17 protein-coding genes are annotated in these 25,277 nt (G+C 66.7%); 6 read left to right on the top strand and 11 right to left on the bottom strand.

Features of this window, described 5'->3' with window-relative positions:
• Positions 1-3 precede the first annotated feature (3 nt).
• From H149_RS0110225 to H149_RS0110210, 4 genes are all read right to left on the bottom strand, one after another.
• Positions 4-1,749 (bottom strand): DUF1592 domain-containing protein, encoded by a 1,746-nt coding sequence (locus tag H149_RS0110225; RefSeq protein WP_020649658.1) that lies wholly within the window; start codon positions 1,747-1,749, stop codon positions 4-6.
• Positions 1,750-1,754: 5 nt separating this feature from the next.
• Entirely contained in the window at positions 1,755-2,312 is a 558-nt protein-coding gene (locus H149_RS0110220; protein ID WP_020649657.1) for a hypothetical protein, read from the bottom strand.
• Positions 2,309-3,778, bottom strand: coding sequence for a sodium:solute symporter family protein (locus tag H149_RS0110215; RefSeq protein WP_020649656.1), 1,470 nt, complete (start codon positions 3,776-3,778; stop codon positions 2,309-2,311). The genes H149_RS0110220 and H149_RS0110215 overlap by 4 nt, the downstream gene beginning before the upstream one ends.
• 236 nt (positions 3,779-4,014) lie before the next feature.
• Complete coding sequence (locus H149_RS0110210) at positions 4,015-5,247, bottom strand: c-type cytochrome (RefSeq protein ID WP_039748715.1); 1,233 nt, start codon at positions 5,245-5,247, stop codon at positions 4,015-4,017.
• A 178-nt stretch (positions 5,248-5,425) separates the two neighbouring features.
• Between H149_RS0110210 and H149_RS0110205 the strand changes: the two genes are divergently transcribed.
• Positions 5,426-6,376 carry a LysR family transcriptional regulator gene (locus H149_RS0110205; protein WP_020649654.1) on the top strand — a complete coding sequence of 317 codons (951 nt, stop codon included), beginning with the start codon at positions 5,426-5,428 and terminating at the stop codon, positions 6,374-6,376.
• Between the two features lie 38 nt (positions 6,377-6,414).
• Here the strand turns inward: H149_RS0110205 and hutC are convergent, their stop codons facing one another.
• Together hutC and H149_RS0110195 are read right to left on the bottom strand one after the other, a co-directional pair.
• Positions 6,415-7,188, bottom strand: coding sequence for a histidine utilization transcriptional repressor HutC (hutC, locus tag H149_RS0110200; protein WP_020649653.1), 774 nt, complete (start codon positions 7,186-7,188; stop codon positions 6,415-6,417).
• A gap of 17 nt (positions 7,189-7,205) precedes the next feature.
• Entirely contained in the window at positions 7,206-8,561 is a 1,356-nt protein-coding gene (locus H149_RS0110195) for a formimidoylglutamate deiminase (RefSeq protein ID WP_026353065.1), read from the bottom strand.
• Between the two features lie 177 nt (positions 8,562-8,738).
• On the opposite strand from H149_RS0110195, the gene hutI reads away from it, so the two are divergent.
• The 5 genes from hutI to H149_RS20555 are packed head-to-tail and all read left to right on the top strand — an operon-like array spanning position 8,739 to position 14,585.
• Positions 8,739-9,908: an imidazolonepropionase gene (gene hutI, locus H149_RS0110190; protein ID WP_020649651.1), complete on the top strand. Its 1,170-nt coding sequence runs from the start codon at positions 8,739-8,741 to the stop codon at positions 9,906-9,908.
• Complete coding sequence (gene hutH, locus H149_RS0110185) at positions 9,905-11,443, top strand: histidine ammonia-lyase (RefSeq protein WP_026353063.1); 1,539 nt, start codon at positions 9,905-9,907, stop codon at positions 11,441-11,443. The genes hutI and hutH overlap by 4 nt, the downstream gene beginning before the upstream one ends.
• Positions 11,440-12,270: an N-formylglutamate deformylase gene (gene hutG / locus H149_RS0110180; protein WP_020649649.1), complete on the top strand. Its 831-nt coding sequence runs from the start codon at positions 11,440-11,442 to the stop codon at positions 12,268-12,270. Before hutH ends, hutG begins: the two co-directional genes overlap by 4 nt.
• Before the next feature lie 29 nt (positions 12,271-12,299).
• Positions 12,300-13,970 carry a urocanate hydratase gene (gene hutU, locus H149_RS0110175; protein ID WP_026353062.1) on the top strand — a complete coding sequence of 557 codons (1,671 nt, stop codon included), beginning with the start codon at positions 12,300-12,302 and terminating at the stop codon, positions 13,968-13,970.
• Between the two features lie 15 nt (positions 13,971-13,985).
• A complete protein-coding gene (locus H149_RS20555; RefSeq protein ID WP_020649647.1) occupies positions 13,986-14,585 on the top strand; it encodes a HutD/Ves family protein in 600 nt (199 codons plus the stop codon).
• A 188-nt stretch (positions 14,586-14,773) separates the two neighbouring features.
• Here the strand turns inward: H149_RS20555 and hisC are convergent, their stop codons facing one another.
• The 5 genes from hisC to H149_RS0110145 all read right to left on the bottom strand — a co-directional run bounded on the left by hisC (position 14,774) and on the right by H149_RS0110145 (position 25,143).
• Positions 14,774-15,919: a histidinol-phosphate transaminase gene (gene hisC, locus H149_RS20550; RefSeq protein ID WP_083930920.1), complete on the bottom strand. Its 1,146-nt coding sequence runs from the start codon at positions 15,917-15,919 to the stop codon at positions 14,774-14,776.
• A gap of 207 nt (positions 15,920-16,126) precedes the next feature.
• Positions 16,127-17,278, bottom strand: coding sequence for an NHL repeat-containing protein (locus H149_RS0110160; RefSeq protein WP_026353061.1), 1,152 nt, complete (start codon positions 17,276-17,278; stop codon positions 16,127-16,129).
• 98 nt (positions 17,279-17,376) lie between these two features.
• Positions 17,377-20,154, bottom strand: coding sequence for a TonB-dependent receptor plug domain-containing protein (locus tag H149_RS0110155; protein WP_020649644.1), 2,778 nt, complete (start codon positions 20,152-20,154; stop codon positions 17,377-17,379).
• A 919-nt stretch (positions 20,155-21,073) separates the two neighbouring features.
• Positions 21,074-22,897 (bottom strand): DUF1302 domain-containing protein, encoded by a 1,824-nt coding sequence (locus H149_RS0110150; protein WP_020649643.1) that lies wholly within the window; start codon positions 22,895-22,897, stop codon positions 21,074-21,076.
• A 17-nt stretch (positions 22,898-22,914) separates the two neighbouring features.
• Positions 22,915-25,143, bottom strand: a complete 2,229-nt coding sequence (locus H149_RS0110145; protein ID WP_020649642.1) for a hypothetical protein — start codon at positions 25,141-25,143, stop codon at positions 22,915-22,917.
• Positions 25,144-25,277: the final 134 nt, after the last annotated feature.

Here is a 25,277-nt window from a genome sequence, read left to right as displayed (position 1 = left end):
GAATCACGGATGGATGGCTGAAGCGGGTTCGGCAGATGCGGTCTGCTGCGGCCGCTCGGCGGACTTCAGGTCGGGCAGCGGGAAGGTCTTGCGCAGGTGCGGCTCGTAGACCTTGCGGAACGCGCGGCTCAGCGCGATGTCGCGCAGCAGTTCCGGAAAGACGTAGCCCTGCCCGGCGAATTCCGCGGACAGGTATTCGAGGACGCGGCGGTCGTTGCTGTCGGCCGGCGTGCCGGTGCCGTAGGCGAAGGTGCGCCGCACCGCGCACCACGGCACCTGCGGGTTGTCGCGCAGCGCCTTGGCGAGACCGACGATGTCGGTGAACTCGACGCCGTCGAGGTTGCCGCTGGTGTCGATCGGAACGCCGTTCTCCTCGTGGCGGAACGTGCCGGCACCGTCGAAGGCCTCCATCGACAGGCCCATCGGATCCATGATGCGGTGGCAGCCGGCGCACGACGGATTCTGCAGATGGAAGTCGATGCGCTCGCGCGCCGTCTTGACGCTGCCGTCCGGGTTCTGGACCTTGGAGAAATCGACGTTCGCGGGCGGACGCGGCACGGTCTGGCAGAGCATGACCTCGCGCAGCGCCTTGCCACGCAGCGTCGGCGAGCTGCGGCCCGGATGCGAGTGCAGCGCCTCGAAGCTCACGTGCGTCAGCAGGCCGGCGTGCGGGTCGTCCGCCGGAAATTCGTAGGGCGTCCAGCCCGGCCCCTGCGCGGCGACCTTGTAGATCGGCGCGAGCGACGGCGACATGAAGGTCTTGCGCGTCGTGAACAGGTCGCGATAGTCGGCGCGGCGCACGAGCAGATGGTCGACGACCGTGCGCAGCGTCTGCTCGCGCGCGTCGACCGCCGTCTCGCCGGTGAACGCCGGATAGATGGTGTTGTCCTTGGCGAGACGGTTGAAGTCCTCGAACGCGAACATGTCGTCGAACAGCGCGCGCACGCCGGTTTCGAGTCGCGGACTCGCGAGCATGCGGTCGACCTGCGCGGCGAGGCCCTTCTTCGTCTGCAGCGCGCCGCTCTGCGCGGCGGCAAGCAGCTCGGCGTCCGGTGCGGCGTTCCACAGGAACAGGCTGAGGCGCGTCGCCAGCGACCAGCTGTCGAGCCGCGTCTCGCCCGGATGATCCGGATCGGGCTCGCTGACTTCCGCCACCAACAGCACGTTCGGGCTCATCAGGATGCCTTCGACGACGACGCTGAGGCCCTGGTAGAAATCGTGCAGCGCGTCGGCGGACTGGTTGGCGGCGGCGACGAACCTGTCGATCTGCTCCTCGGACAGCGCGCGGCGGTACAGCAGCGGTGCGACCTGCGCGAGAAACTCCTTCGCGCACTGCGGATCGGCGGCATCGGTGGCGGCCGGCTCGCAGGGGATCAGATACGGACGGCTGTCCTCGCTGACGATCTGCGCCGCGACCTTCGTCGCCGTCTTCTGATACGTCTCCAGCTGCGCGTCGCTGAGGCCGGCGATCGCGGCGCCGCTGGCGAGCAGGCCGTCGATGCGCGGCAGCGCCGCAAAGCGCGTCGTCGGCTGCACGTTCGGGCCGAAGACGTAGGCGACCGTATTCAGGTACTGGTCCTGCGTGAGCAGCCGCATGCTCCTCGGCGTGCCCTTCGACTGCGGCTCCGCCGGGCCACGCATGGCGCCGACGACGACCGCCGCCAGCAGCACCGCCGCGAGCGCGCCACCGCCCAGCAGGACCTTCTTCTTCCGCGACTGCGGACCACCACCCAGCAAGCGTTGCAGCATGTTGTTCAGGACCTCACGGAATTCTTCTGACGGGACCGGCCGGGCTGCGCGCCGAGCCGGTCCAGGACGAGGGGGGCGAGCCGCGCTTCGGCGGCGCCGGGCGCCACCGATGGCACGCGCGGCGCATGCACAGACAGGCCAAAGCTGACGTCGCCGCGGCGCACAGCGAGGCCGTCACCCCACCACAGCGCTTCGTCGCCGAACGCGCGCTCGACCGGCGCGCGCGCCAGCACGCCCTGCGTGGCGGCGTCGCGGAACGAATCGAGAAATTCGCGCGCGCGGCCGCTACCGGCCGGCCAGCGCATCGCGTTGAGGATCACGAAGCCGCCGCGCTCGCCCGCTGACGAGGTGGCGAGCTTCCAGACGCAGGACGACGACCACGCGCCATTGCTTTCGATGCCGGCGTCGTGGCGCGAGCCGGCCGCGACCGGCTGCCCGAGCGCCTGCTCGATCTGTGCCGCATCGAGCAGCGCGCAGGCATCGATCGGCGCCGGCGCGGAAGCGGCCGACGCGGGCAGCGCCGATCCGAGCAGCCAGAGCGCGGCGGCGAGTCGCGTCGTCATGAGCGCGTGCCCGCGGCCGGCAGCGGCTCGGCCGCCGCGTCGCCGGACGACGCCGCCGGCCGCGACTTCGCGCGCACGCGCTCGTCCCAGCGCGCCAGCACGGCGGACGGCGTCGGCTGATCGAGTAGGCTGAAGACGATGAAGAACGCGAGGCTGGCGCCGAGACCGACGTAGATCGGCAGGTTCGCGTAAATGTCGCGCAGCACGAACATCGTGCCGATCGTGCCGACGATGCCGGCGAAGATGCTGGCGATCGCGCCGCGCGCCGTCGCGCGGCGCCAGATCATGCCGCCGAGCACGGCGACCATGAGGCCGCCGACGAGGATGTCGGAGGCGATCGTCAGGCCGGCGATGACGTCCTGCAGCAGGCAGGCGATGGTCGCCATGACGATGCCGAAGAACAGGATGTAGCGCCGCGTGTGCGCGATCTCGTCGTGCTCGCCGGCACCGCGGCGGCGGCCGCGGATGTCCTCGGCGGCGACCGTCGCGGTGGCGATCAGGCAGCCGCTCGACGTCGACATGATCGCCGACAGCGCACCGGCGACGACGAGGCCGGCGACGCCGACCGGCAGTACGTGGCGGACGATCTCGGTGTAGACCGCGTCGCGCCCGACGAGATCGGGCAGCAGCACCTTGGCCGCCATGCCGATCAGCGCGCCGGCGATGCCGTACGCGAAGCCGTAGCCCGCCGCGGCGAGGCCGGCCCAGCGCGCCACGCCATCGCTGCGCGCGGTGAACACGCGCTGCCACAGATCCTGGCCGATCACCATGGTCGGCACGTAGAGGATCACGTAGGTGAAGATGCTGCCGGCACCGATTGCGGTCCACTCGAACGCCTCTGCCGGCAGCTTCGCGTGCAGGCCTTCGAAGCCGCCGGCCTTGATCAGCGCCGCCGGCAGCAGGATCGCGAAGATGCTGATGGTCTTGAGGACGAACTGGACCATGTCGGTCAGCGTGATCGACCACATGCCGCCGAGCACCGCGTAGATGATCACCACGCTGCTGCCGAGCAGGATCGCCGGCACCTTGCCGATGTCGAACAGCACCGAGAAGATCACGCCGTAGGCGATCGTCGATGTCACCGAGATCATCAGCGTGTACGCGAGCATGACGATGCCGGACACGCGGGTGCCCATTTCGCCGTAGCGCAGCTCGAGCATCTGGCTGACGGTGTAGACGCGCAGGCGATTGATCAGCGGCGCGAGGATCAGGCTGATGGCGCCGACGCCGGCCGACATCGAGAACACCAGCCATACGCCGGACAGGCCGTGCTGGTAGCCGAGCCCGATGCCGCCGAGTGTGGCGCCGCCGCCCATCACCAGCGCCGCAAGCGTGCCGGCATAGAATGCCGGCCCGAGCCGGCGCCCGGCGACGAGGAATTCCGACTGGGTGCGCGCACGCAGCTTGGCGTACCAGCCGATGCCGATCATGCCGGCCATGTACAGCGCGATGACGAGCAGATCCATGTCACTCCCCCCGCAGCGCGGGTGCAGACCCGACCGGACAGGCCGACGCAGGCGTCGCCGTGTTCGAAACCGCTTTGCCCTGCTTCAACATCACGTGCTGCACGACCATGGCTGTCCGTCCTTAAAGCTTCTTTGGTTCAACGTCTGCAGATCAATGAGACCTGGATCGATACGCTTTAGCGGTGCTAAATGCTGCCGTCCGCCGGGCCGCGCCACCCTGCCGTCGCGGCGCACGCTCACCGCATGCGGCCGACGTCCTCGGGCGTGACGGCGGGCGCCGCATTGCCCCAGGAATTGCGCACGAAAGTCAGCAGCGCCGCGGCCTGCTCGTCGCTGAGCTTCTGGCGGAACGGCTTCATCGGCTGCCACGGGCGCTGCCAGGCCAGCGACGGCGCCTCCTGCGGCAGGCGCGGGCCGTTGATGACGAGATCGATCAGCGATGACGGATCGGGCGCCTGCGCGAACGTGCTGCCGGCGAGCGGCGGCGCGGTGTCCTCGGCGCCGAGGCCGGTCGGCAGATGGCAGGTGCCGCAGTGGATGTCGTACTGCTTCGCCCCGAGCGCCATGGTCCTTTCATCGGGCTTGCGAACGTCGACGCCGGCCGGCGCGAGACTCTTCAGATACACGGCCATCGCCCGCGTATCGCCGTCGCTCAGGTAGCGCGTGCTGTTGAGCACGACCTCGTTCATGGTGCCGATCAGGCGCGCGTGCGTGCTGATGCCGGATTTCAGGTAGGACGCGATGTCGTCCTCTGACCAGGCGCCGAGGCCGTGCCGCGACGTCGTCAGGTTCGGCGCGCCGCGCGTCACGATGCCGCGGTCCTCGTCGAACTCGGCGAACGATCCGCCGGTGTACAGCGCATCGCCCTTCTCCGCGCCGAGCAGGTTGCGCGGCGAGTGGCAGGCGCTGCAGTGCGCGAGCGACTCGACCAGATAGGCGCCGCGATTCCATTGCGCCGAACGCTTGGGATCCGCAACGAATCGGCCTTCTTCGAAGAACAGCGCGTTCCACACCGCCATGAGCCTGCGCTCGCTGAACGGGAACGACAGCTCGTTCTCGCGCGCCGGCGCGTGAACCGGCTTGAGGTTCATGAAGTACGCGTACAGCGCGCGCAGGTCGGCGTCGTCGATCTTGGTGAAATTCGTGTAAGGAAACGCTGGATACAGATGCGCGCCATCCGGCCGCAGGCCGCGGCGCATCGCGGCTTCGAACTGCTCGAAGGTCCAGCCGCCGATGCCGGTCTTCGCGTCCGGCGTGATGTTCGTCGAATAGATCGTGCCGAAGTCGGTCGGGAACGGCACGCCGCCGCCGAATACGGGGCCGCCGGGCGCGGTATGGCAGCTCACGCAGTTCGCAGCGCGAACCAGATACTCGCCGCGCCCGGCTTCGGCCTCGGCGCAGAACGCCTTGAGCGGCAGCAGGACACCAAGCCAGACCACGAACCGGAACGCGCGCCTCAGCGAAAACATGTACACCCCCTTGCCGAGCGAAGTCCGCTCGCCGGGTCTTTGTGCAAGATTCGCGCCTTCTATAACGTATATACAAACTGATTGATTTGACTGTACATTAAATTACGTGGACGGCACTGCTGCGCAAAAACGATGCAGGACCGCCCGTTCCGTGCCATGACTTCGCACCTTGTGCACCATGCCTGATCAATCGCACGACCCATCGAGCGCCGGCGACAACGCACTCCCGCCCGTCCGGGCGATTCAGGCGTTCGAGGCGATCGTGCGCTGCGGCAGCGTCGCCGCGGCGGCGGACGAACTCGGTGTCTCGTCCGGCGCCGTGAGCCAGCAGCTGCGCAAAATCGAAAATGAACTCAATGTCAGGCTGCTGAAACGCGACGGACGTTCGCTGACGCTGACGTCCTGGGGCCGCATCTACTACGAGCAGGTGCGCGTCGCCTTCGACGAATTACGCCGCGCGCAGCATCGTCTGCAGGTGGCGCGCAGCAAGCAGGGCATCGTGCTCAGTGCCCCCGCATCACTGGCGAGCTGGTTGAAGCGCCCGTTGCTGGAATGGAGTAGCGCCAATCCAACGGTCAGCCTTCGCCTGATCGGCTCCGAGAAGGAACCCGAACTGCAGGATGAAGGCATCGATTTTCGACTCTGCTACGGCACCGACGTACGCCGCTACGATCGCTTCTCCGAATTGTTCCGCGATGCAGTGGTGCCAGTCTGTTCCCCAGACTTTCTGCGCGCGCATCCCGTCGCGAATGAGGCCGACCTGCTGGCCGCCCCGCTGCTCGATATCACCTGGGACAGTCGGCACCGGCCACCGCCGTCTTGGGCCGACTGGGCATGGTCCGCCGGGCTCGGCCCGCCGAAGCGGGCCAGCCGCTTGTCGTTTTCGCTGCCCAGCGCCGCCATCGACGCGGCTGCAGAGGGCGCCGGATTCGCTCTCGGCCAGATATCGATCGTCGCCGAGCTGATCCGCAGCGGGCGTCTGGTTGCACCGATCGATCGACGCCTCAGGCTGCCTGAACCCTACTTCCTCGCCTGGGAACGGGACGCGCTGGATCTGCCCACGTGCGCGGATTTCCGCAATGCGCTCGTCGCTGCAGGCCATCAGCAGCAGCACCTTTCGGCGGACTGAACTGCAGGCTCACGACATCCGCGTCGAGACGGTCCTGCCTACTTGGTGGCGGGCGTCAATGCGGTGAAGGTCGCGACCAGTTCGTGGAGATTGCCCGGATAGGTCAGCCGGACAAAGGTGATCGGCGCCGCCGCCATGCTGCGCGTGGTGCGCTCGACGATGAGACAGGGGCTGCCCGACTTGATCTTCAGCCGTGCAGCCACGTCCGGGGCAGCGCCGGACGCACGAATGCGATTTTCCGCCTCGTTCCACGGCACCTGCCGGAGCAGCCACGCACCCGGAGATATGAGCGAAAAGTCCTCGGCAGCCGCGCCCGGCACCGCCTGGAGGTTGATCAGCCGGTACTCGTCGCAGAACGGCTCATCCTTGGCAAAATGCCGGCACACCAGCTCCAGCATCGGCAGAGCTTCCTCGGCGCGCAGCAGCGTCCGGTCTGCCCGGGTCGCTCGGCGTTTGTGCCGCTGCAGGATCTCGAAGCGATACGGGAGGCCAAGCGCTTCAACCTCCAGCTTGATGTCCGCGATCGGCAGGATCGCCGACTGCGACTGCGGCCGGCACACGAAACTGCCGACTTTGCGTCGACGCTCGATGATGCCCTCGCGAGCGAGCTGCGTCAGAACCTTGTTGACCGTCATCCGCGAACAGTCGTACTGCAGCATCAGTTCGTGTTCGACGGGAATCCGCTGTCCGGGCTCCCAGCGCCCCGACATGATGTTGCCCTGGATGTCCGAGAGAATGCGCTGGTGCAGCGAAGTGACTCCGTGTTCGGCACGCCCTTCGTCGCGGGCAGAAACCGGCTTCCCCTTGCCCACCTGCTTCCTCTTTTCCTTCAAGCGCACAACTCCCTGATTGCATTCTTGTAGACGCTGCGCACCTGATCCCGATGCCGGTGCCGGCCGCGTTCGACTTGCTTCGCGCCGCCCACCCAGACGCAGTCCACGACGCCGGCGGTGCTGGCAAACAGCCAGGAGTCGAGCATCGCGTCCCCGGCGCGACAGACCGTTGCCGGCTCGTCCACCGACAGACTCACGAAATCGGCTACCGCACCTTCGCCGAGACCGTCCGACGCGACGCCGAGCGCCCGGGCACCGCCTTCCAGTGCATACCGGTACAAGGCCATGCCGGTCGAGCATCCTCCCAAGCTGACGACGTTACGAACTTTACGCGAAAGTCGTTGCGAGTATTCGAGCAATGAAAGCTCGCCGGCCAGGCTGATGCAGACGTTCGAGTCGGTGCCGATGCCAAAGCGCCCGCCTTCGGCAAGGAACTCCAGCACAGGGAAGATCCCGTCACCGAGATTCGCTTCAGTAACCGGGCACAGGCCGACGCTCGCGCCGCTGCGGGCGATCCCCGCGATTTCATCCTTGTCGATGTGGGTGGCGTGCACCAGACACCAGCGCTCGTCGACCGGCGCGTGATCCAGCAGCCAGCGGACCGGCCGCGATCCCGACCACGCGATGCAGTCGCGAACTTCACCGAGTTGTTCGGCAATGTGAATGTGGACGGGCGCATCGGGAAGCAGACGCACGACCTGCCCGAGTTCTTCCGGTGTCACCGCGCGCATGCTGTGCGGCGCAACGCCGACGACGCCGAGACTCGTCATTGCCACGAGTTCCCGGCAGCGATCGACGAGACGCGCGTAGCCGTCCAGATCGTGGACGAACCGGCTCTGCCCCGGGTTCGGCGCCTTTCCGCCGAAGGAAGCATGCGCGTAGAACACCGGCAGCAGCGTGAGATGGATGCCGGTCATGCCAGCGGCATTGACGATACGGGCCGCCATTTCGCCGGGATCCGCGAACCGTCGCCCGTCGATGTCGTGATGAAGATAGTGGAATTCCCCCACCCTGCAGAAACCGGCCTCCAACATCTCCACGTAGGCCTGGGCCGCGATCGCTTCCAGTTGCTCCGGCGACATGCGCGACGCGAAGCGGTACATGAGCTCGCGCCAGCTCCAGAAATTGTCGGTCGATGCGCCGCGCACTTCGGCCAGCCCCGCCATGCCGCGCTGGAAAGCATGGCTGTGAAGATTCGACAGCGCCGGAACGACGACGGCATGCCGCTCATCACCCGGCTCCGCCGAAGCGCCCACCTGGATTTTCGCAATCCGTTGCCCTGCAAGAAAAAGACGCGCCGACTTCACCCAGCCGTCGGCGGTCAACAGATTCTCTACATGCAGAACAGTCATCGATTCGAACTCCGTCACCGCCGGTAGACACACTTGCTTTCCGCGATTATATGACTATACATTAACGACAGAAAGTGACTGCCGAATTTTTGCGGAAGCTGTTTTGAAATGACCACCGGGACGATCACTCAGCGTCACTCGCGGGAACGCCTATGGCGCAACGCGAGACTCGCGACCATGGCCGACAGCGCCGGCGGCATCGGCGTCGTGCCGCAGGGCGCGATCCTGACGCGCGGCGAACGCATCGTCTTCGCCGGGCCGGAATCCGAGCTGCCGCAGCACGCGGCCGAAACCGCGGACGTCATCGACTGCGCCGGCCGCTGGATCACGCCCGGCCTGATCGACTGCCACACGCACCTGATCTATGGCGGCAACCGCGCGATGGAGTTCGAGTTGCGGCTGCGCGGCGCGACTTATCAGGAAATCGCCGCCGCCGGCGGCGGCATCCTGTCGACGCTGCGTGCCACCCGCGCGGCGTCCGTGGCCGACCTCATCGCCATGGCTCTGCCGCGGCTTGATGCGCTGATCGCAGAAGGCGTCACGACGATCGAAATCAAGTCCGGCTACGGCCTCGACCTGGAAACCGAACGCCGGATGCTGCTCGCCGCACGCGAACTGGGGCGGCTGCGTGCGATCGACGTACGCACGAGCTTTCTCGGCGCCCACGCCGTGCCGCCCGAGATGGCCGGCAATGCCGACATCTACATCGATCGCCTGATCGCGGACATGCTGCCGGCGCTCGCCGCAGAAGGGCTCGTTGATGCGGTGGACGGCTTCTGCGAGAGCATTGCCTTCTCGCCGCAGCAGATCGAGCGCCTCTTCGTCGCCGCGGCTGCGCTCGGGCTGCGTGTGCGTCTGCACGCCGACCAGCTGTCCAACCTGGGCGGCGCGCGTCTGGCTGCGGAACACGGCGCACTGTCGGCGGATCATCTCGAATTCACTGACGAAGCCGGAGCCGCAGCGCTTGCCCGCGCAGGCACCGTCGCCGTCCTGCTGCCGGGCGCGTTCTACTTCCTGCGCGAGAAGACACCACCCCCGGTCGAACTGTTGCGGCGCCACGGGGTTGCCATCGCCGTCTCGACCGATTCGAACCCCGGCACCTCACCGCTCACATCGCTGTTGCTTGCACTCAACATGGCCGCCACGCAGTTCCGCCTTACGGTCGAGGAATGCCTGCTCGGCGCAACGCGCCATGCCGCGCGCGCCCTGGGCATGGAACGTGATGCCGGCACGCTCGAAGTCGGCAAATTCGCCGATTTCGCCATCTGGAACATCGAAGCGCCGGCGGAGCTCGTCTACCGCATGGGCTTCAATCCCCTGCATTCCCGCATTTGGAGAGGTCGATGATCACGATTGTGTTGAAGCCTGGATTCACGTCGCTCGACGACTGGAGAGCGGTCTACCGGGGCGCCACCCCGAGACTCGATGCCTCCTGCCGCAGCGCCGTGGAGAGCGGCGCTTCGGCGATCTCGCGCATCCTCGCCGATGGCAAGCCGGTCTACGGCATCAATACCGGATTCGGAAAGCTGGCGACGGTTCGCATCGAAGACGCGGATCTCGATCGCTTGCAGCAGAACATCGTGCTGTCCCACGCGGCGGGGACCGGCGCTCCGCTGCCGACGCACGTGGTCCGCCTGATGATGGCGCTCAAGCTCGCAAGCCTCGGCCAGGGCGCGTCCGGCGTGCGGCCGTGGACCTTGTCGTTCCTCGAAGCCCTGCTTGCGGCGAACATCATTCCCGTCGTGCCGTCGCAAGGCTCCGTCGGCGCGTCCGGCGACCTCGCGCCGCTGGCGCACATGGCGGCGGCAATGATCGGCGTCGGCGAAGTGGATACTCCCGCGGGACGCGTGCCCGCTACCGAGGGGCTCGCCGCCGCCGGCCTGCAGCCGCTGACGCTCGGCCCGAAGGAAGGGCTCGCGCTGCTGAACGGCACGCAGTTCTCGACGGCCGTGTGCCTCGCGGCGCTGTTCGAAGCGGAAATCCTCTTCCAGTCGGCGCTGATCACCGGTGCGCTCACCACCGATGCCGCTCGCGGCACCGATACGCCGTTCGACCCGCGCATCCACGCGTTGCGTCGGCACCAGGGCCAGATCGAAGCGGCGGCGGCGTTGCGCGAGCTGATGGCGGGCAGCGCGCTGCGCGCCTCGCATCTGGTCGACGACGACCGCGTGCAGGACCCCTACTGCCTGCGTTGCCAGCCGCAGGTGATGGGTGCCTGTCTCGACATGCTGCGTCACGCCGCCAGCTTTCTTGCGACCGAGGCCAACGGCGTATCGGACAATCCGCTGATCTTCGCCGATACCGGCGAGGCGCTGTCGGGCGGCAACTTCCATGCGGAGCCCGTCGCCTTCGCCGCCGACATGATCGCCATCGCTGTCTGCGAGATCGGCTCTCTGGCGGAACGCCGCATCGCGATGCTGATCGACCCCGCGCTCTCCGGCCTGCCGGCCTTCCTGACGCCGCGGCCGGGCCTCAACTCCGGCTTCATGATTCCGCAGGTGACGGCCGCGGCGCTCGTATCCGAGAACAAGCAGCGCGCCTACCCGGCCAGCGTCGACTCCATCCCGACTTCGGCGAATCAGGAAGACCACGTGTCGATGGCGGCGCACGGCGCGCGCCGCGTGCTGCCGATGATCGAGAACGCGACCGCGGTCATCGCCATCGAGCTGCTGATGGCGGCGCAGGCCTGCGATTTCCGCAGCCCGCTCAAATCCAGCGTCCCGCTCGAATCGGCGCGTACGGCACTGCGTGCACGCGTACCGATGCTCGACAACGACCGCTACATGCATCCGGACATGGAGGAAGCGATCGCGCTCGTGCGCAGCGGCTCGATCGCGTCCGCAGCCGGCGTGCCGCTGCCGCAGGTCTTGCTGGAGGCATGAGCCGCATGTCCGACTGGCTGTCCATTACGCGCGGCGATGCGCCGCTGCTGCTCAGCATCCCGCACGCCGGTACCGATCTGCGCGAGCTCGAAGCGCGATTCGTGTCGCCGTGGCTGGCGCGCAAGGACGCCGACTGGTGGCTGCCGCAGCTGTACGGCTTCGCCGCCGGCCTCGGCGCCACCATCGTCCACACCGCGGTCTCGCGCAGCGTCATCGACGTCAATCGCGATCCGTCCGGTCATTCCCTGTATCCCGGGCTCGCCACCACCGAGATCTGCCCGACCACGACCTTCGACGGCGAACCGCTTTACCCGGCGGACTCGCCGCTGACGCCGGACGAAATCGCCCGCCGGCGCGCGCGGTATTTCGATCCCTACCACACCGCGCTGCGTGAAGAAATTTCGCGCCTGCGCGAGCGCCATCCGCGCGTCGTGATCTACGACTGCCATTCGATCCGCTCGCGCATTCCGCGTCTGTTCGACGGCGAGCTGCCGCAGTTCAACATCGGCAGCAACGATGGCCGCGCCTGCGCTGCGGCGCTCAGCGACGCGGTGGCCGCGGTCTGTGCCGACACGCCTTACAGCCATGTCGTGAACGGCCGCTTCAAGGGCGGTTACATCACGCGCGCCTTCGGCCAGCCGGAGACGGGTGTCCACGCCCTGCAAATGGAACTCGGATGCCGAGGCTACATGCGCGAGCCGGATAGCGCGCCGACGCCGGACAACTGGCCGACGCCGTTCGTGCCCGATTTCGCGATGCCGCTGCGCACGGTCCTGGAAACCGTGCTGGCTCGCTGCATCGAATTCGCCCAGAGCCCATCAGCCTAAAGATAAGGCTTCAACATCAGGTGGTAGACATGCTTCGAATCGACAAGTCGCGCGTTATCCGAGCTCCGCACGGATCGACGCTGAGTGCCCGCAGCTGGCTCACGGAAGCGCCGCTGCGCATGCTGATGAACAACCTCGATCCGGACGTCGCCGAACGTCCCGAGGAACTGGTCGTCTACGGCGGCATCGGCCGCGCCGCACGCGACTGGGAGAGCTTCGACCGCATCGTTGCGACGCTAAAGCGTCTCGGCGACGACGAGACGCTGCTCGTGCAATCCGGCAAGCCGGTCGGCGTGTTCCGCACGCACCGCGACGCGCCGCGCGTGCTGATCGCCAACTCCAATCTCGTGCCGCACTGGGCAAACTGGGAGCACTTCAGCGAGCTCGATCAGAAGGGCCTGATGATGTACGGCCAGATGACGGCCGGCTCATGGATCTACATCGGCTCGCAGGGCATCGTCCAGGGCACCTACGAAACCTTCGTCGAAATGGGTCGCCGCCACTACGGCGGCACTCTGAAGGGCCGCTGGATCCTGACCGCCGGCCTCGGCGGCATGGGCGGCGCCCAGCCGCTCGCTGCGACCATGGCCGGTGCCAGCTGCCTGGCGATCGAATGCCGGCAATCGAGCATCGACTTCCGCCTGCGCACCGGCTATGTCGATGTTTGCGCCAAGGACCTCGACGAAGCACTGGCGATCCTCGATGACGCGAAGAAGACCGGCAAGGCGATCTCGGTCGCCTTGCGCGGCAACGCGGCCGAAGTGCTGCCGGAGCTGCTGCGCCGCGGCGTGAAGCCGGATGCCGTGACCGACCAGACTTCGGCCCACGACCCGGTCAACGGCTACCTGCCGATCGGCTGGTCGATCGAGGAATGGGAAGCACGACGCGCGACCGAGCCGGCCGCCGTTGCCGAGGCCGCGAAGGACTCGATGGCAGTCCACGTTCGCGCGATGCTCGAGTTCCACCAGCAGGGCATCCCGACCTTCGACTACGGCAACAACATCCGCCAGGTCGCGCTCGACCGCGGCGTGAAGGACGCCTTCGCCTTCCCCGGCTTCGTGCCGGCGTACATCCGCCCCCTGTTCTGCCGCGGCGTCGGCCCGTTCCGCTGGGCCGCGCTGTCGGGCGATCCCGAAGACATCTACAAGACCGACCAGAAGGTCAAGGAGCTGATCCCCGATGATCCGCATCTGCACAACTGGCTCGACATGGCGCGTGAGCGCATTCACTTCCAGGGCCTGCCGGCGCGCATCTGCTGGGTCGGCCTCGGCGATCGCGACCGCCTCGGCCGCGCCTTCAATCAGATGGTGGCTTCGGGTGAACTGAAGGCGCCGATCGTGATCGGCCGCGACCACCTCGACTCGGGCTCGGTCGCGTCGCCGAACCGGGAAACCGAGGCGATGCAGGACGGCTCGGATGCGGTCTCCGACTGGCCGCTGCTCAATGCGCTGCTGAACACCGCCTCGGGAGCGACCTGGGTGTCGCTGCATCACGGCGGCGGCGTCGGCATGGGCTTCTCGCAGCACGCCGGCATGGTCATCGTCTGCGACGGAACGGCCGAGGCCGATGCACGGCTCGCGCGCGTGCTGTGGAACGACCCGGCCACCGGCGTGATGCGCCATGCCGATGCCGGCTATGACATCGCGCTCGACTGCGCGCGGGAAAAGCATCTCGACCTGCCCGGCATTCTCGGCGGCTGAGGCCGGGGACACGGCATGCGCATCCTGCGCTCGTCCAATTACCAGCGCATGCCGTGGAAGAACGGCGGCGGAGAGACCTTCGAAATCGCGGTCTCTCCGCCGGCGGCGAGCCTCGACACGCTGGACTGGCGCGTCAGCATGGCCGTCGTCGCCGGCGACGGACCTTTTTCCCGCTTTGCCGATATCGACCGCACGCTCTGCGTGCTCGAAGGCGAAGGCCTGCGCCTCGCCTTCGCCGACGACGGCAGCGTCCGCACGCTGGACCGCGCCGCGCCGCCCTTCGCCTTCGACGCCGATCGGCCGGTGCAGGCGCAGCTGCTGGGCGCAGCGGTCACCGACCTGAACACGATGACGCGGCGCGGCCGTTACCGGCACACCGTAAGCCGCGCGCCGATCGGCGAGATCCTGCGGACGCAAGATGATGCGGAGGCCCTGCTCGTCTTCTGCACCAGCGGCCGCATACGCGTGCACACGAACGAAGGCGCGGAAGCCGAGCTCGGCACGCACGATTGCGTCGTCCTGCAGGGCCCGCAAGATCCGCGCGCGTTGACGCTCTTCAGCACGGACGCAGCGGCGGCGTCGGCCCTGCTGATCGAGATCGAGTGTCTGCTTTAGCGCCTGCCGTCATCGGCCGGCCGCAACGCCGCCGCCATCCGGAATCGTCGACGCCCGGCGCGTTCACCCGGCGCCTGCGTCGCTCTGCGCAGCACCCGGACCGAGCGACATCGCGCGATATCCCGTCGCTCCGGCGCCACAGAAAAAGCTCGCCGCCGCCCTGACGGCGGCGGCGGGCCTCGATGCCCTCAGGCAGCGCCGGCGGCAGCCGGACGCAGAATCGCGGCGAGCGCCGCGAGAAACTGATCGTTCTCGATCGGCGCGCCGATCGAGACGCGGATGAAAGCCTGATACTGCGCCTCGACCCAGGGCTTCACCACCACCCCGGCCTTCAGCAATTCGGCCGCCACCTCGGCGCTGGAGCGCCCCACGCTGAAGAAGAGGAAATTGCCTTCCGAGCGGGCGACCCGAAGGCCGAGCGCACGCAGCTCGCCCGCCACACGCTCACGCTCCGCGCAAATTCGCGCGACCGCAGCCTGCATCCAGGCCTGGTCATCGAGCGCCGCGACAGCCGCCGCCTGCGCGACCGCATTGACATTGAACGGCGTCTTCGCGGCCGACAGCATCCGCGCGATTTCGACGCTGGCGCAGATCGCGTAGCCGACGCGCAAGCCTGCCAGACCGAAGGCCTTGGAGAACGTGCGCAGGACGACGTACGACCGGGCTGACTCGCGCAGCATCTCGAAGCCGTCCGGAATCGCATCCGAGGTGAACTCGCGGTACGCCTCGTCGAGCACGAACAACGTGGATTCCGGCGTCGCCGCGATCACCCGCGCCAGTTGCTCATGATCGAGCGCCGCGCCCACCGGATTCCACGGCGACGGCAGAAAGAAGGCATTGGGCGCCCGCGCCAGCGCCGCTTCCAGTGCCGGCACGTCGAAGCCGAAATCGGCCGTCATCGGCACCTTGGTCACGCGCGCACCGACCGCGAGCGGCTCGATCTCGTGCAAACCGAAGCACGGCGCCACGGTCAGCGCCTCGGCGCCCTCCGACAGAAAGGCGCGAGATGCCGCGGCGATCATTTCTTCCGAGCCATTGCCGACCACGATCCGCTCCGGATCGACGCCCAGACGCTCGCCAAGCGCCATCCGCAAACGCTGGCAGGCCGGATCGGAATACCGCCAGGGCTCGACGCTGCTCCCCGACAGCACCTGCTGCACCCCGGGGGAACAGCCGTACGGATTCTCGTTACTGGCCAGACGCGCGATCTGCTCCAGGCCACTGGCGGCGCGCGCCGCCGCGAGCCCCAGCCCGGCGTTGTACTTCGGTACGGCGGCGATATGAGGATTGAAGTACAGCTCGGGATTTGCCGCTATTTTTTTGCCGCTCAGCAACGCTCATCTCCGTTCGGTGGCTCGCCCCAGCGGGGGCGAACACGGCGCCATGCCCTCGTCCGCAGCGCACGTCTGCAAGCCAGCGGCACGGACCGGGGATCGGACCGCGCATTGTCGAGACTTGCGCGATGCAAGAACATCGAGCCCTTCTGCTTAACTCTTTAGAAAAACTAACGGCGCGATCCAGGCACCGGACCGCGCTGACGCTCAGGGTTTCACGCCGTTCGCGATTCTGAGCTTCTGCACGCGGTGATCTTCCGACGTGTAGATATTGCCCTTCAGGTCGAACTCCATCTGGTGATTGCGGTGATACTCGCCCGCCCAGGTGCCGTAGTGGCCGAAGCGCGCGACCTCGCTCAGATCGGAGCGGCGCAGGATGACGGTCTGGAAGTTGCCGGGATCGTTCATCACCATGAAGGTCTGCTGGGCATCCGGCCACAGGCTGACGTTGCCGACCGAACCCGAGCCGCGCGTCATCGGCTCGTAGACGTGCTCCATGACGAAGCTGCCATCCTTCTTGAAGACCTGGAGGCGATCGTTCAGGCGATCGCAGACGTAGACCAGCCCGTCCTTGGCAATGCGGATGCAGTGCACGAGATTGAACTGCTTCGGCAGTGCCGGGCCACCGTCATAGCGCGGGATGTTCAGATCGGTCGGCGGCTTGCCGTAAGCGCCCCACTGGCGCTTGAACACGCCGCTGTCGGCGTCGAACACGATCACACGATGATTGCCGTAACCATCGGCAATGAAGACTTCGTTGGTCGCCGGATCGACGTCGACCGCCGCCGCACCGCTGAGCATGGTCGTGTCGAGGCTGCCCTTGGACGGCCCCTTGCCGCCGATCTGCAGCAGGAACTTCCCGTCCGGACTGAACTTCAGATACAGGCCATCCGGCTGGCTGCCATCGGCGCCGACGCGCGTCTGGCTGCCGCCGATCCAGATATTGCCCTTGTAGTCGACATACAGGCCGTGACCGGCGGACGGCCAGTCGTAGCCCTGAACCTTGGCGTCCTCGGGACCGCCCCAGGCGCGCAGCACATTGCCCGCCTCGTCAAATTCGATGATCGCCGGCGCCGGCACACAGCACTTGCCGATCGGCGGATTCTGCGCGGCGCCGAGTGCGTACTTCGGCACCAGCTCGGGACTGTGGTAGATCCACAGATGATTCTTGGCATCGACATAGATGCCGTTGATGAGGCCGAGTGCCCAGTTATGCGGCAGCGGCAGCTTCGGCCAGGTGGGATCGAGTGCGTACTCGGGCACCTTGGGCGTCGCCGGCTCGGCAGCGTGCGCACCGACGGGGAGGAACGCCTGCAGCACCAGGGTCAAACCCAGCGCGCGGATGAATGAGCGAAGCATGAAATCGGCTCTCCGGAATTGACGCGTGCGCCAGGCACGCAATCGCCATCAGCAGGATGGCGGGGCGGCTCTCGCCGCCCCGCTGTACCTGACCCTTATCAGAACTTCATGCGCAGGCCCACCGTGAAGGTGCGGCCGAGCACGTCGTACAGCTGCGCGTTCGACGACGGCATCGTGTAGTTGAAGCCGCCGGCGTTCGGCGCAACGATCGGCGGATCGCGATCGAACACGTTGCGGACATTGACGAAGCTCTCGACGTCGGCATCCTTGAAACCGAAGGCATACGTCAGCGAGGCATCCCAGAAGATCGCGCTGGGGATGTGATTGTCGTTGACCGTTCTGTACTTCGAATCCAGAACGGGCGGGCAGTTCGTGCTGCAGACGATCCAGTCGTTGTCATAGACGCCGGAGCTGATGCCGCGCGCCGTCACCGAGCCGCGGAACGCATCGAGCGCGTAGTTGACCGACGCATTCCACTTCCAGCTCGGCGGGCCGTAAGAGGTGTTCTGCCCCGCCGTGTCGTCGACCACACCGTTGATGGTCGAAGCCATCTTCAGGTAGTTCGTCGCCAGCGCACGCACCTGCACCACGCCCGGCAGCGCCGAGTAAATCGAGCTCATGCTGAAGCGGTACGAGGCTTCGTAGTCGACACCACGCGCCGCCAGCGTCGTGTAGTTGAACGGATTGCGGCGAACCACGGCGATATGCTGAGCACCGTCGGCATCGACATTGAAATCGATCGCCGAGCAGAAGTCCGTCTGTCCGTTGTGGCAGCCATCGATGATGTCCTGCGTCGCCGGCAGGCCGATCGCGTCGTCGATGTCGATCTTCCAGTAGTCGACCGACATCGCGAAGCCCGGCATGAAGCGCGGCGTCAGCACGATACCGCCGCCGAAGCTGTCGGCCGTTTCGGGCGTCAGGTCCGGATTGCCGATGCGGGGCGAGCTGATGTTCTCGCTAACTGGGAGGCCGGTGAGCGGATCAAGTATCCACGGATTGGTGACCGCCGGCGCGCCGCCGCCGCCGTTGCTGAACAGCTCTTCGAGGTTCGGCGCACGAATGTCGCGCGACAGCGTCGTACGCACGCGGACATCCTCGATCGGCGTCCAGTTCAGGCCCAGCTTCCAGGTCTCGACGCTACCCGAGGTGCTGTAGTCGGTGGCGCGGAACGCACCGCTGAAGTCGAGGGCCTGCAGCGCCGGCAGATCCTTGGCGAGCGGCACGACCGTTTCGACGAACGCTTCCTTGACGTTGTAGCTACCCTTGCTGACCTGATAGCCGCCGACCCACCAGTACTGCGTCGGCGAGAGCGAATCGTTGCGCCCCTTGCCGATCGCTTCCTTGCGCCACTCGACGCCGGTGGCGACGGAAACGTCACCGGCCCAGGTCGCGAACGGCGTGCCGTTCAGCGTGAAGGCCGCAACGTCCTGCGTCATCTGCTGCTTGCGCCACATCTGCTCACCGTTACCGGTGACGTAGTCGATGGCGCCCTGCGTGTTCACGCCGATGCCGAAGAGGTTGTACGGCTTGCAGCCGTTGCCCGGATCGGTCAGCGTCGAACGGCAGACCGGCGCGCCGGTGTCCGGATCGATGACGGAGTCATAGGCCAGGGCGAGGTACGGCTTGTAGTACATGCCCTTGGCGACGCTCTCGAAATTCGAGATGCCACGCTGGTAGTACGTATCCCAGCTCCAGCCGTTGCCGAACTTGCCTTCGGCGCCGGCGAGCAGGCTGGTGACGTCGCGATCGTTCGTCGCGTCGACGATCGGCAAGTCCGTGTGCATGCTGCCCATGTGGAACGTCGAAACGCCCTGCGCGATCATCGCCTGGCGGATGTTCTCCGGCAGGAACGCATTTTCGACGCTGAGCGTGATGCTTCTGCCGGTATCTTCGAGCGAGAACGCGTAGTTGTGATTGCGATCGCGTGCATACGAAGCCTGCGCGAAGACATTGATGTCGTCGGTGAGGTCCCACGAACCACGCGTGAAGAAGCTGACCGTCTTCGAGCCGCCGAGCAGGCTGGTGCCGGCGCGCGTACCGCGCACCTGCGTGAGTTTCCAGTCGCCGCCGTGCATGTCGGGATCGGAAACCAGATCGCCGAACTCGATCTGGTACGGCGTACCGCCGGGACCGAACGCGGTGCCACGGAAGGCGGTGTCGGTGATGACGCCGCCGGCGAAGCCGTTGCTCGGACCAACCTGGCTGAGCCGCAGCCATTGCGGCTCACCGGTGTAAGTATTTCCGACCTTGTAGTTCGGATTGGCCATGAACTGCCAGCCCTGCAGGTTCCAGCCGCGATCGTTGATCGGAATCGCGTCCTGGTGGCGGTAGTTGGCGCTGAACAAGAAGTGGCCGCGGCCTTCGCCGAACGGCGTGCCGTAGGTCAGGCCGCCCATCCAGTTGTCGCCATCGCCGTACGTAGTGGCACCGGTCTGCGCGGTCAGCTTGGTGCCGGTGTAGTTCTTGTCGAGGACGAAATTGACGATACCGCTGAGCGCGTCCGAACCGTAGGCCGCGGAGGCCCCGCCGGTCACGACCTCGACGCTGCGGACCAGATCCTGAGGGATCAGGTTGACGTCGACCATGCCCGACATCGATGAAGCCACCGCGCGCCGGCCATCGACCAGCACCAGCGTGCGGTTGGTGCCCAGCGCGCGCAGGTTCAGCGCGTTGATGTTCGAGGCACCGGTGCTGGCAGTGGCCACCGAGGTGGCCGGCGTGGCGCTGCCCGACAGCTCCGGCATCGTGTTGAGTGCATCGGCGATGTTCGGCGACGCGAACGACTGCAGCTGCTCCGCCCCCATCACCGTCACCGGCGTCGGCGCGCTGTAGCCGTCACGGACGATACGCGTGCCGGTGACGACGACTTCTTCCACGGCGGTTTCTTCCTGCGCTGGAGCGGCCTCGGTCGCCTGCGCCGACGCGGCCTGAGTGGCTGCAAGCGATGCCACTCCAAGCAATGCGGCTGCGCCGCCTGCCAGAGCCGCTCGACGTCGGCCCTCCTGCGTTCTCTCGCCTACGCATTCGGCGACACGCTTACCGTCGCATGCCTCCAGTTTCGAATCGCTCGGAACCATTGCCCTCGATCTCCCAATAAGTAAGTGATTACGTACCGCTCGCCGCGCCTGACAGGCGGCGATGCAGCCCACCAGGAATTTCCTCTTCACTTCCCCGTGCCCGATGCCGTCCAGGCACACGACCTTATTAATATCTATACATATCCAATTTCAAAAGTCTATATATAACGACGAGCAAATTCGCTGCCATCTTTTTCTTGCCGGCGCTTTGCGATGCCACGGATGGACACTCCGCTGCGCGCACGCCCTTTTGGTGCGCGCATGCCGAGTGGCGAGTGACTTCAAGACCTTGAATTCGCATGGCCCGCGCAGGCCGGATTTCCGGCTTGGGGCATGCCGATTCAATCTGGTGCACCCACCGGATGGCGCTCTTCGCCATACCCGGCAAGTGATCGCGTGAAGGAAATTTCGTCGGCGCGCGCCCGAGCGGCGACTCATGCGCGCAAAGAGGGCGGAGTTCGCGCGGCATCGATAGACGTCGCGCCCATCCCGGTGCTTCTAAGGCAGGCTTCGAGACGGCCGTCCTGCGCCATGGACACGTCGGAGATGGGCGCGGACGGCAGCGGTCGCACCTGTCACTTGCGACGTTCTGATAGAGCGCTTATCAGGCGCGATCGGCAGGAGGAAAGTCGGGACGCACAAAAAAACAGGGCCGGCACAAGGCCGGCCCATCGCCCCCGCGAGGGCGGCCTGTCGGCCGCCAGCGCGTTCCCACAACTCAGAAGGTGTACTTGAGCACCGCGTCGACGTAGTCGCGATCCGACAGCAGGTTGCGATCACCGCCGCCGAAGTAAGCGGTGTAGCCCAGCTCCGCCGACCACGACTGCAGGTAGTAGCCGAGCAGCGATACCGTCGCCGTCTTGCGGCCTTCGACGAAGTTCAGCAGCGGCGTCGGCGTGACGCCGTGCACGTCGTGGTCGAAGCGCAGCGTCGGCTCGAGACGGAACTTGCCGAACACGTTGTTGTACGTCACGCGCGCGACCAGCTTGTAGCCCCACGAGAAGGCCGTGGCGTAACCGTCCGTCTGCTGCGGCACGGCATAGCCGTATCCCGGCAGTGTCGCACTCGAGACCAGCGCCGCCACTGCGGCGTCGCCCGGCGTGTACGTACCCGGCCCTTCATAGCGCAGCTCGTTCTCCGACGGCATGCCGTGCACATAGACGGCGCCCGCTTCGGCAAGGAACAGCAGCTGATCGGAACCAAGCCAGCGCATCGGGCCGGCCAGTCGCGTCACCGAAACATCGACCTGGCTGACATCGTGCCGGCGGTAGCCGCGCAGGTACTTGTTGCCGAGCGCCGAGCCAAGCGGCGCCGCCGGCGGCGGCGTGATCTGGCTCGGCAGGCCGACGCCGGCGAGCAGCAGCTCGACGTCCTCGACCTGCAGCGGCTGATCGACCTTCATGCTGTATTCGCCCTGCAGCGACCAGGCGCCGACCGTCGTGTTGAACGAGGTGCCGTACAGCTGGATGTCCTCCGGATACTCGATGAAGTAGCGGCCGGTTTCCGAAGTCGACGCGTAGCTCGACTTGGAGATGCCGCTGACCAGCGGCAGGCGGCTGTGGTAGTTCATCGCGTAGAACGACAGGTCCATGTCGTTCAGCGCCGAGATGAAGAAGCTGATCTTGCCGCCGAACTGGCCGCTCTTGCTCGGCGTGCGGTCGTGTTCGCGCGGGATCGACGAGTTCGGCGCGTTCTCCTTCGGCAGGCCGAAGGTGATGTTGGCGCGCGTGCCGCCGATCGATGCAAAGTCGTTCGTCGACCAGAACGTGCCCGCCGCGTCCGGCTGGGTGCGCTGCCAGTCGAACTGGTAGAAGGCCTCGACATTGACGTTCGGCACCACGTTCATCGACAGCCAGGCCATGTTCTCCGGGATCACGACCTCGTCGAGATCGAAGCCCGGCACGTGCAGCTGGTTGGAATCGAAGGCCAGGATGCTGTTGATGCCGTTGAGGATGAAAGTCGACTCGCCCCAGTTGATGACCTGACGGCCGATCTTGAACGCCAGCTCGCGGCTGCCGAAGTCGATGCTGCCGAAGAAGTAGGCGTCGAGCAGGTCGGCGTCGTTGCCGTTGTAGTCCTGCACCTGCTTGTTCTTCGAGCGGTACTCCGAGTACGGCGCGACCGACACGCGGCCGTCCGGCGTCAGTCCGTAGCCCGGGCCGATCGGCGTCGTGTAGTAGTTGTTCTCGTTGAAGAAGTCGTAGTTGTGCAGGCGGTCGTTGAACAGATAGCTGCCGCGCACGAAGACGCCGTACTTGCCTTTGGTCAGCGTCAGGTCCGAGGTGATCTTGGCCGCCGCCGAGACGATTTTGCCGGCGTCGAACGCGAGGTCGCCGTCGTCGCCGTTGGTCGAATAGGAATTGCCGCCGTTGGCGATGCCGATGCGATTCGGATCGCGCGACTCGGTGCGCCAGGCGCTGCCGACCGTGACGCGGTTGTCGAGCTGCAACGAAATGCCGTGGATCTCGTCGGTGTAGGCCAGCGCCGGGGCCGCGAACAGCAGCGAGGCGGCGGCCGCAATCAGGTTCTTCTTGTCGATCATGGTTGTTCTCCTCCCGCTCACGAGCCGCTGCCCGGGCACGGATTGCCGATCTTCAGCACGGTGCCGTTGGTCTTGACGAAGGCCGCGGTCTGACCCTGCATTTCGCAGGTGACGTCGAGCGAAGCCGCCGGACTCAGGATCGAGCCGTGGTCGCCCTGCGCGAAGCGCACGACGTTGTTGCGCGCCGCGGCGCCGGTGAGGATCTGCGCCGCCGCCGGCACATCGAGCGCATCGGTCTGCGCCGGTCCCGGAATGAAGCCGAGCCCGAGCATGCGGGCCAGCGGATCGCTGCCGGACAGGTAGCCCGAGACAGTGATCGTGTCGGTCGCCGGGCAGTTCGCGTCGCCGGCGATCGTGCAGTTCGGCACCACCGCGTCGCCCTTCACTTCCAGCATCAGCAGCGGATGGTTGGCCGCCGCCGTCGCCGCGAAGTTCAGCGGATCGCCGGAATCGACCGCGGTCTGTGCGAAGCGCAGGAAGGTCTCGAAGTTGTCGTTGCCTTCGACGATGCGGCTGGCCGCCGGGCTGCTGGCGGTCGCCGCGGCAAGACCGGCGGCGATACGCGGACCGAAGCTCGCCGAGCCGTCGAGCAGCTTGGCGATGCCGCCGCCCGGCATGGCGAGCACGGCGGCGCTGCTGCCGTCCTTCACGCCGAGGAAGGTGCCGGCAACGATCGCGCCGAGCGAGTGGCCGACGTAGCGGACCTGGGTGCCGTCGAGGGCGATGCCGGCCGGCGTGTGATCGGCCTTCAGCACCAGCGTGCCGCCGGTGGACTTGGCGAGCACCAGCAGGTCGGACACCGCCTGGCGGATGTTGTCGCGGCTGGTCAGCAGGCTGCTCAGATTGATGAAGTGCGTGCCCGAGCTGTCGGCGATGCCGTCCGGACCGGATGCGCCGGTGGTGTTGTTGACCAGATCGAGATCGAAGGTGCGCTCGCCGACGCCGGGGATGCGCGAGGCGCTGTCCGGCGGCAGGCCGTGCAGCGGCAGGTCAATGGCGATCGTCGCGAAGCCGGCCGCGGCCAGCGCCGGCGCGATCGCGATCATCTGCGTGCGGTTGCCGGTGATGCCGTGCTGGAAGATCACGACCGGCCAGCCCCCGGCCGGCATCGTCTGCCCGCTGGCGGCGTTCGGAATCGTCACCAGCACCGGAATCGTCTGGTCGCTCTGCTTGACCGGCAGCGGATAGCAGGCCGTCGTGCTCGCGCTCGGCGCCAGCGCCGGGCACGGATAGCCGAGGATGCTGGCGCTGTCGTCGCGCTGCGTGGTGTCGGCCTGCCAGTAGCTGGTCAGCGGCGTGGTCGAGTGCGTCGGGTCGGCACCGCTCGGCGCGCCGAGGTAGTACGGCACGCTGATCGTGCCGGCGTAGACGTCGGCGATCGCCGGCAGCTGGCCGCCGCTGGCGGTACCGGTGTTGAGCCCGCTGTTGACGACGATGATCTGCGAGGCGCTGACGTTCTCCGCCATCGCGGCCAGGGTCTTGGTCGTCGACTGCGTGGTGAACGGCCAGGCGATGACGACGTTCTCACGCGCGATGCCCTTGGCTTCGAGCCCGGCGAACATCGGCGCGAACTGCTGGCGAATGCCTTCGAGCGTGGCGCGCTGCGTGTTGCTCAGCGTCGACAGCGCCGCCTCGTCCTGCCCGGACACCGGCGTCGTCGAACGGATCACGCGAAACAGGTCGGCAGCCTCGACCGGCACGCCGTCGGTCGACTTGACCTGGCGCGTGACGACGGCGAGGTAAGTCGTCGACGGCTTCAGCGGCTTGAGCGGCTCGATCAGCATGCGCGTGCGCAGCTGGTTGAGCGGCACACCGGTCGACGGATCGATCGCCTTCGACGACTGCAGCCGGTAATCGACGCCCGGGATCAGCACCGAGAACGTCGAGGTGTCGATGACCAGCACGCCCGGCATGTGCGTGGTGGCGTCGATGTCGAGCGCATGGTCGACGTCGACGTAACCGATGAAATCGGTGAACAGCGAGGCCGTCGTCGAAAAGCCGTCGAGCTGGTTGGCGGCGGCGACGAACGGCACGTTGCTGCTGTTCGGAATGTTGAGCGTGCCGTCCGTGGTGCCGGTGAACAGGCCGTCGAACGGGAACGGAATGACGGCGCTGGCGGCGACCGGATCGAACAGCGAATAGGCGTTGGCCTTCTGTCCTTCGAGTCCGCTGCCGTCGTCATTGTTTCCGCCGCACGCGGCGAGAACGGCGGCCAGCAGCAGGGGCGCAAATCTGCGGGTTCGCATAACTCCTCTCCTCTTATGTGTTCTTCGACGTCCGCCCTTACGGCACGTCTGGAGTCCGATCGGGCGGACAATGCGCAGCAGTATGGAGAGATTAGGCTGGCGAACCGCGGCCGCGGGCGGCCAACTGCTACCGC

It is taken from the genome of Solimonas variicoloris DSM 15731 (genome assembly GCF_000382285.1).
GTDB lineage: Bacteria > Pseudomonadota > Gammaproteobacteria > Nevskiales > Nevskiaceae > Solimonas > Solimonas variicoloris.
The sequence above is the reverse complement of the archived record's forward strand: the minus strand, read 5'-3'. Positions and strand labels throughout refer to the sequence as shown.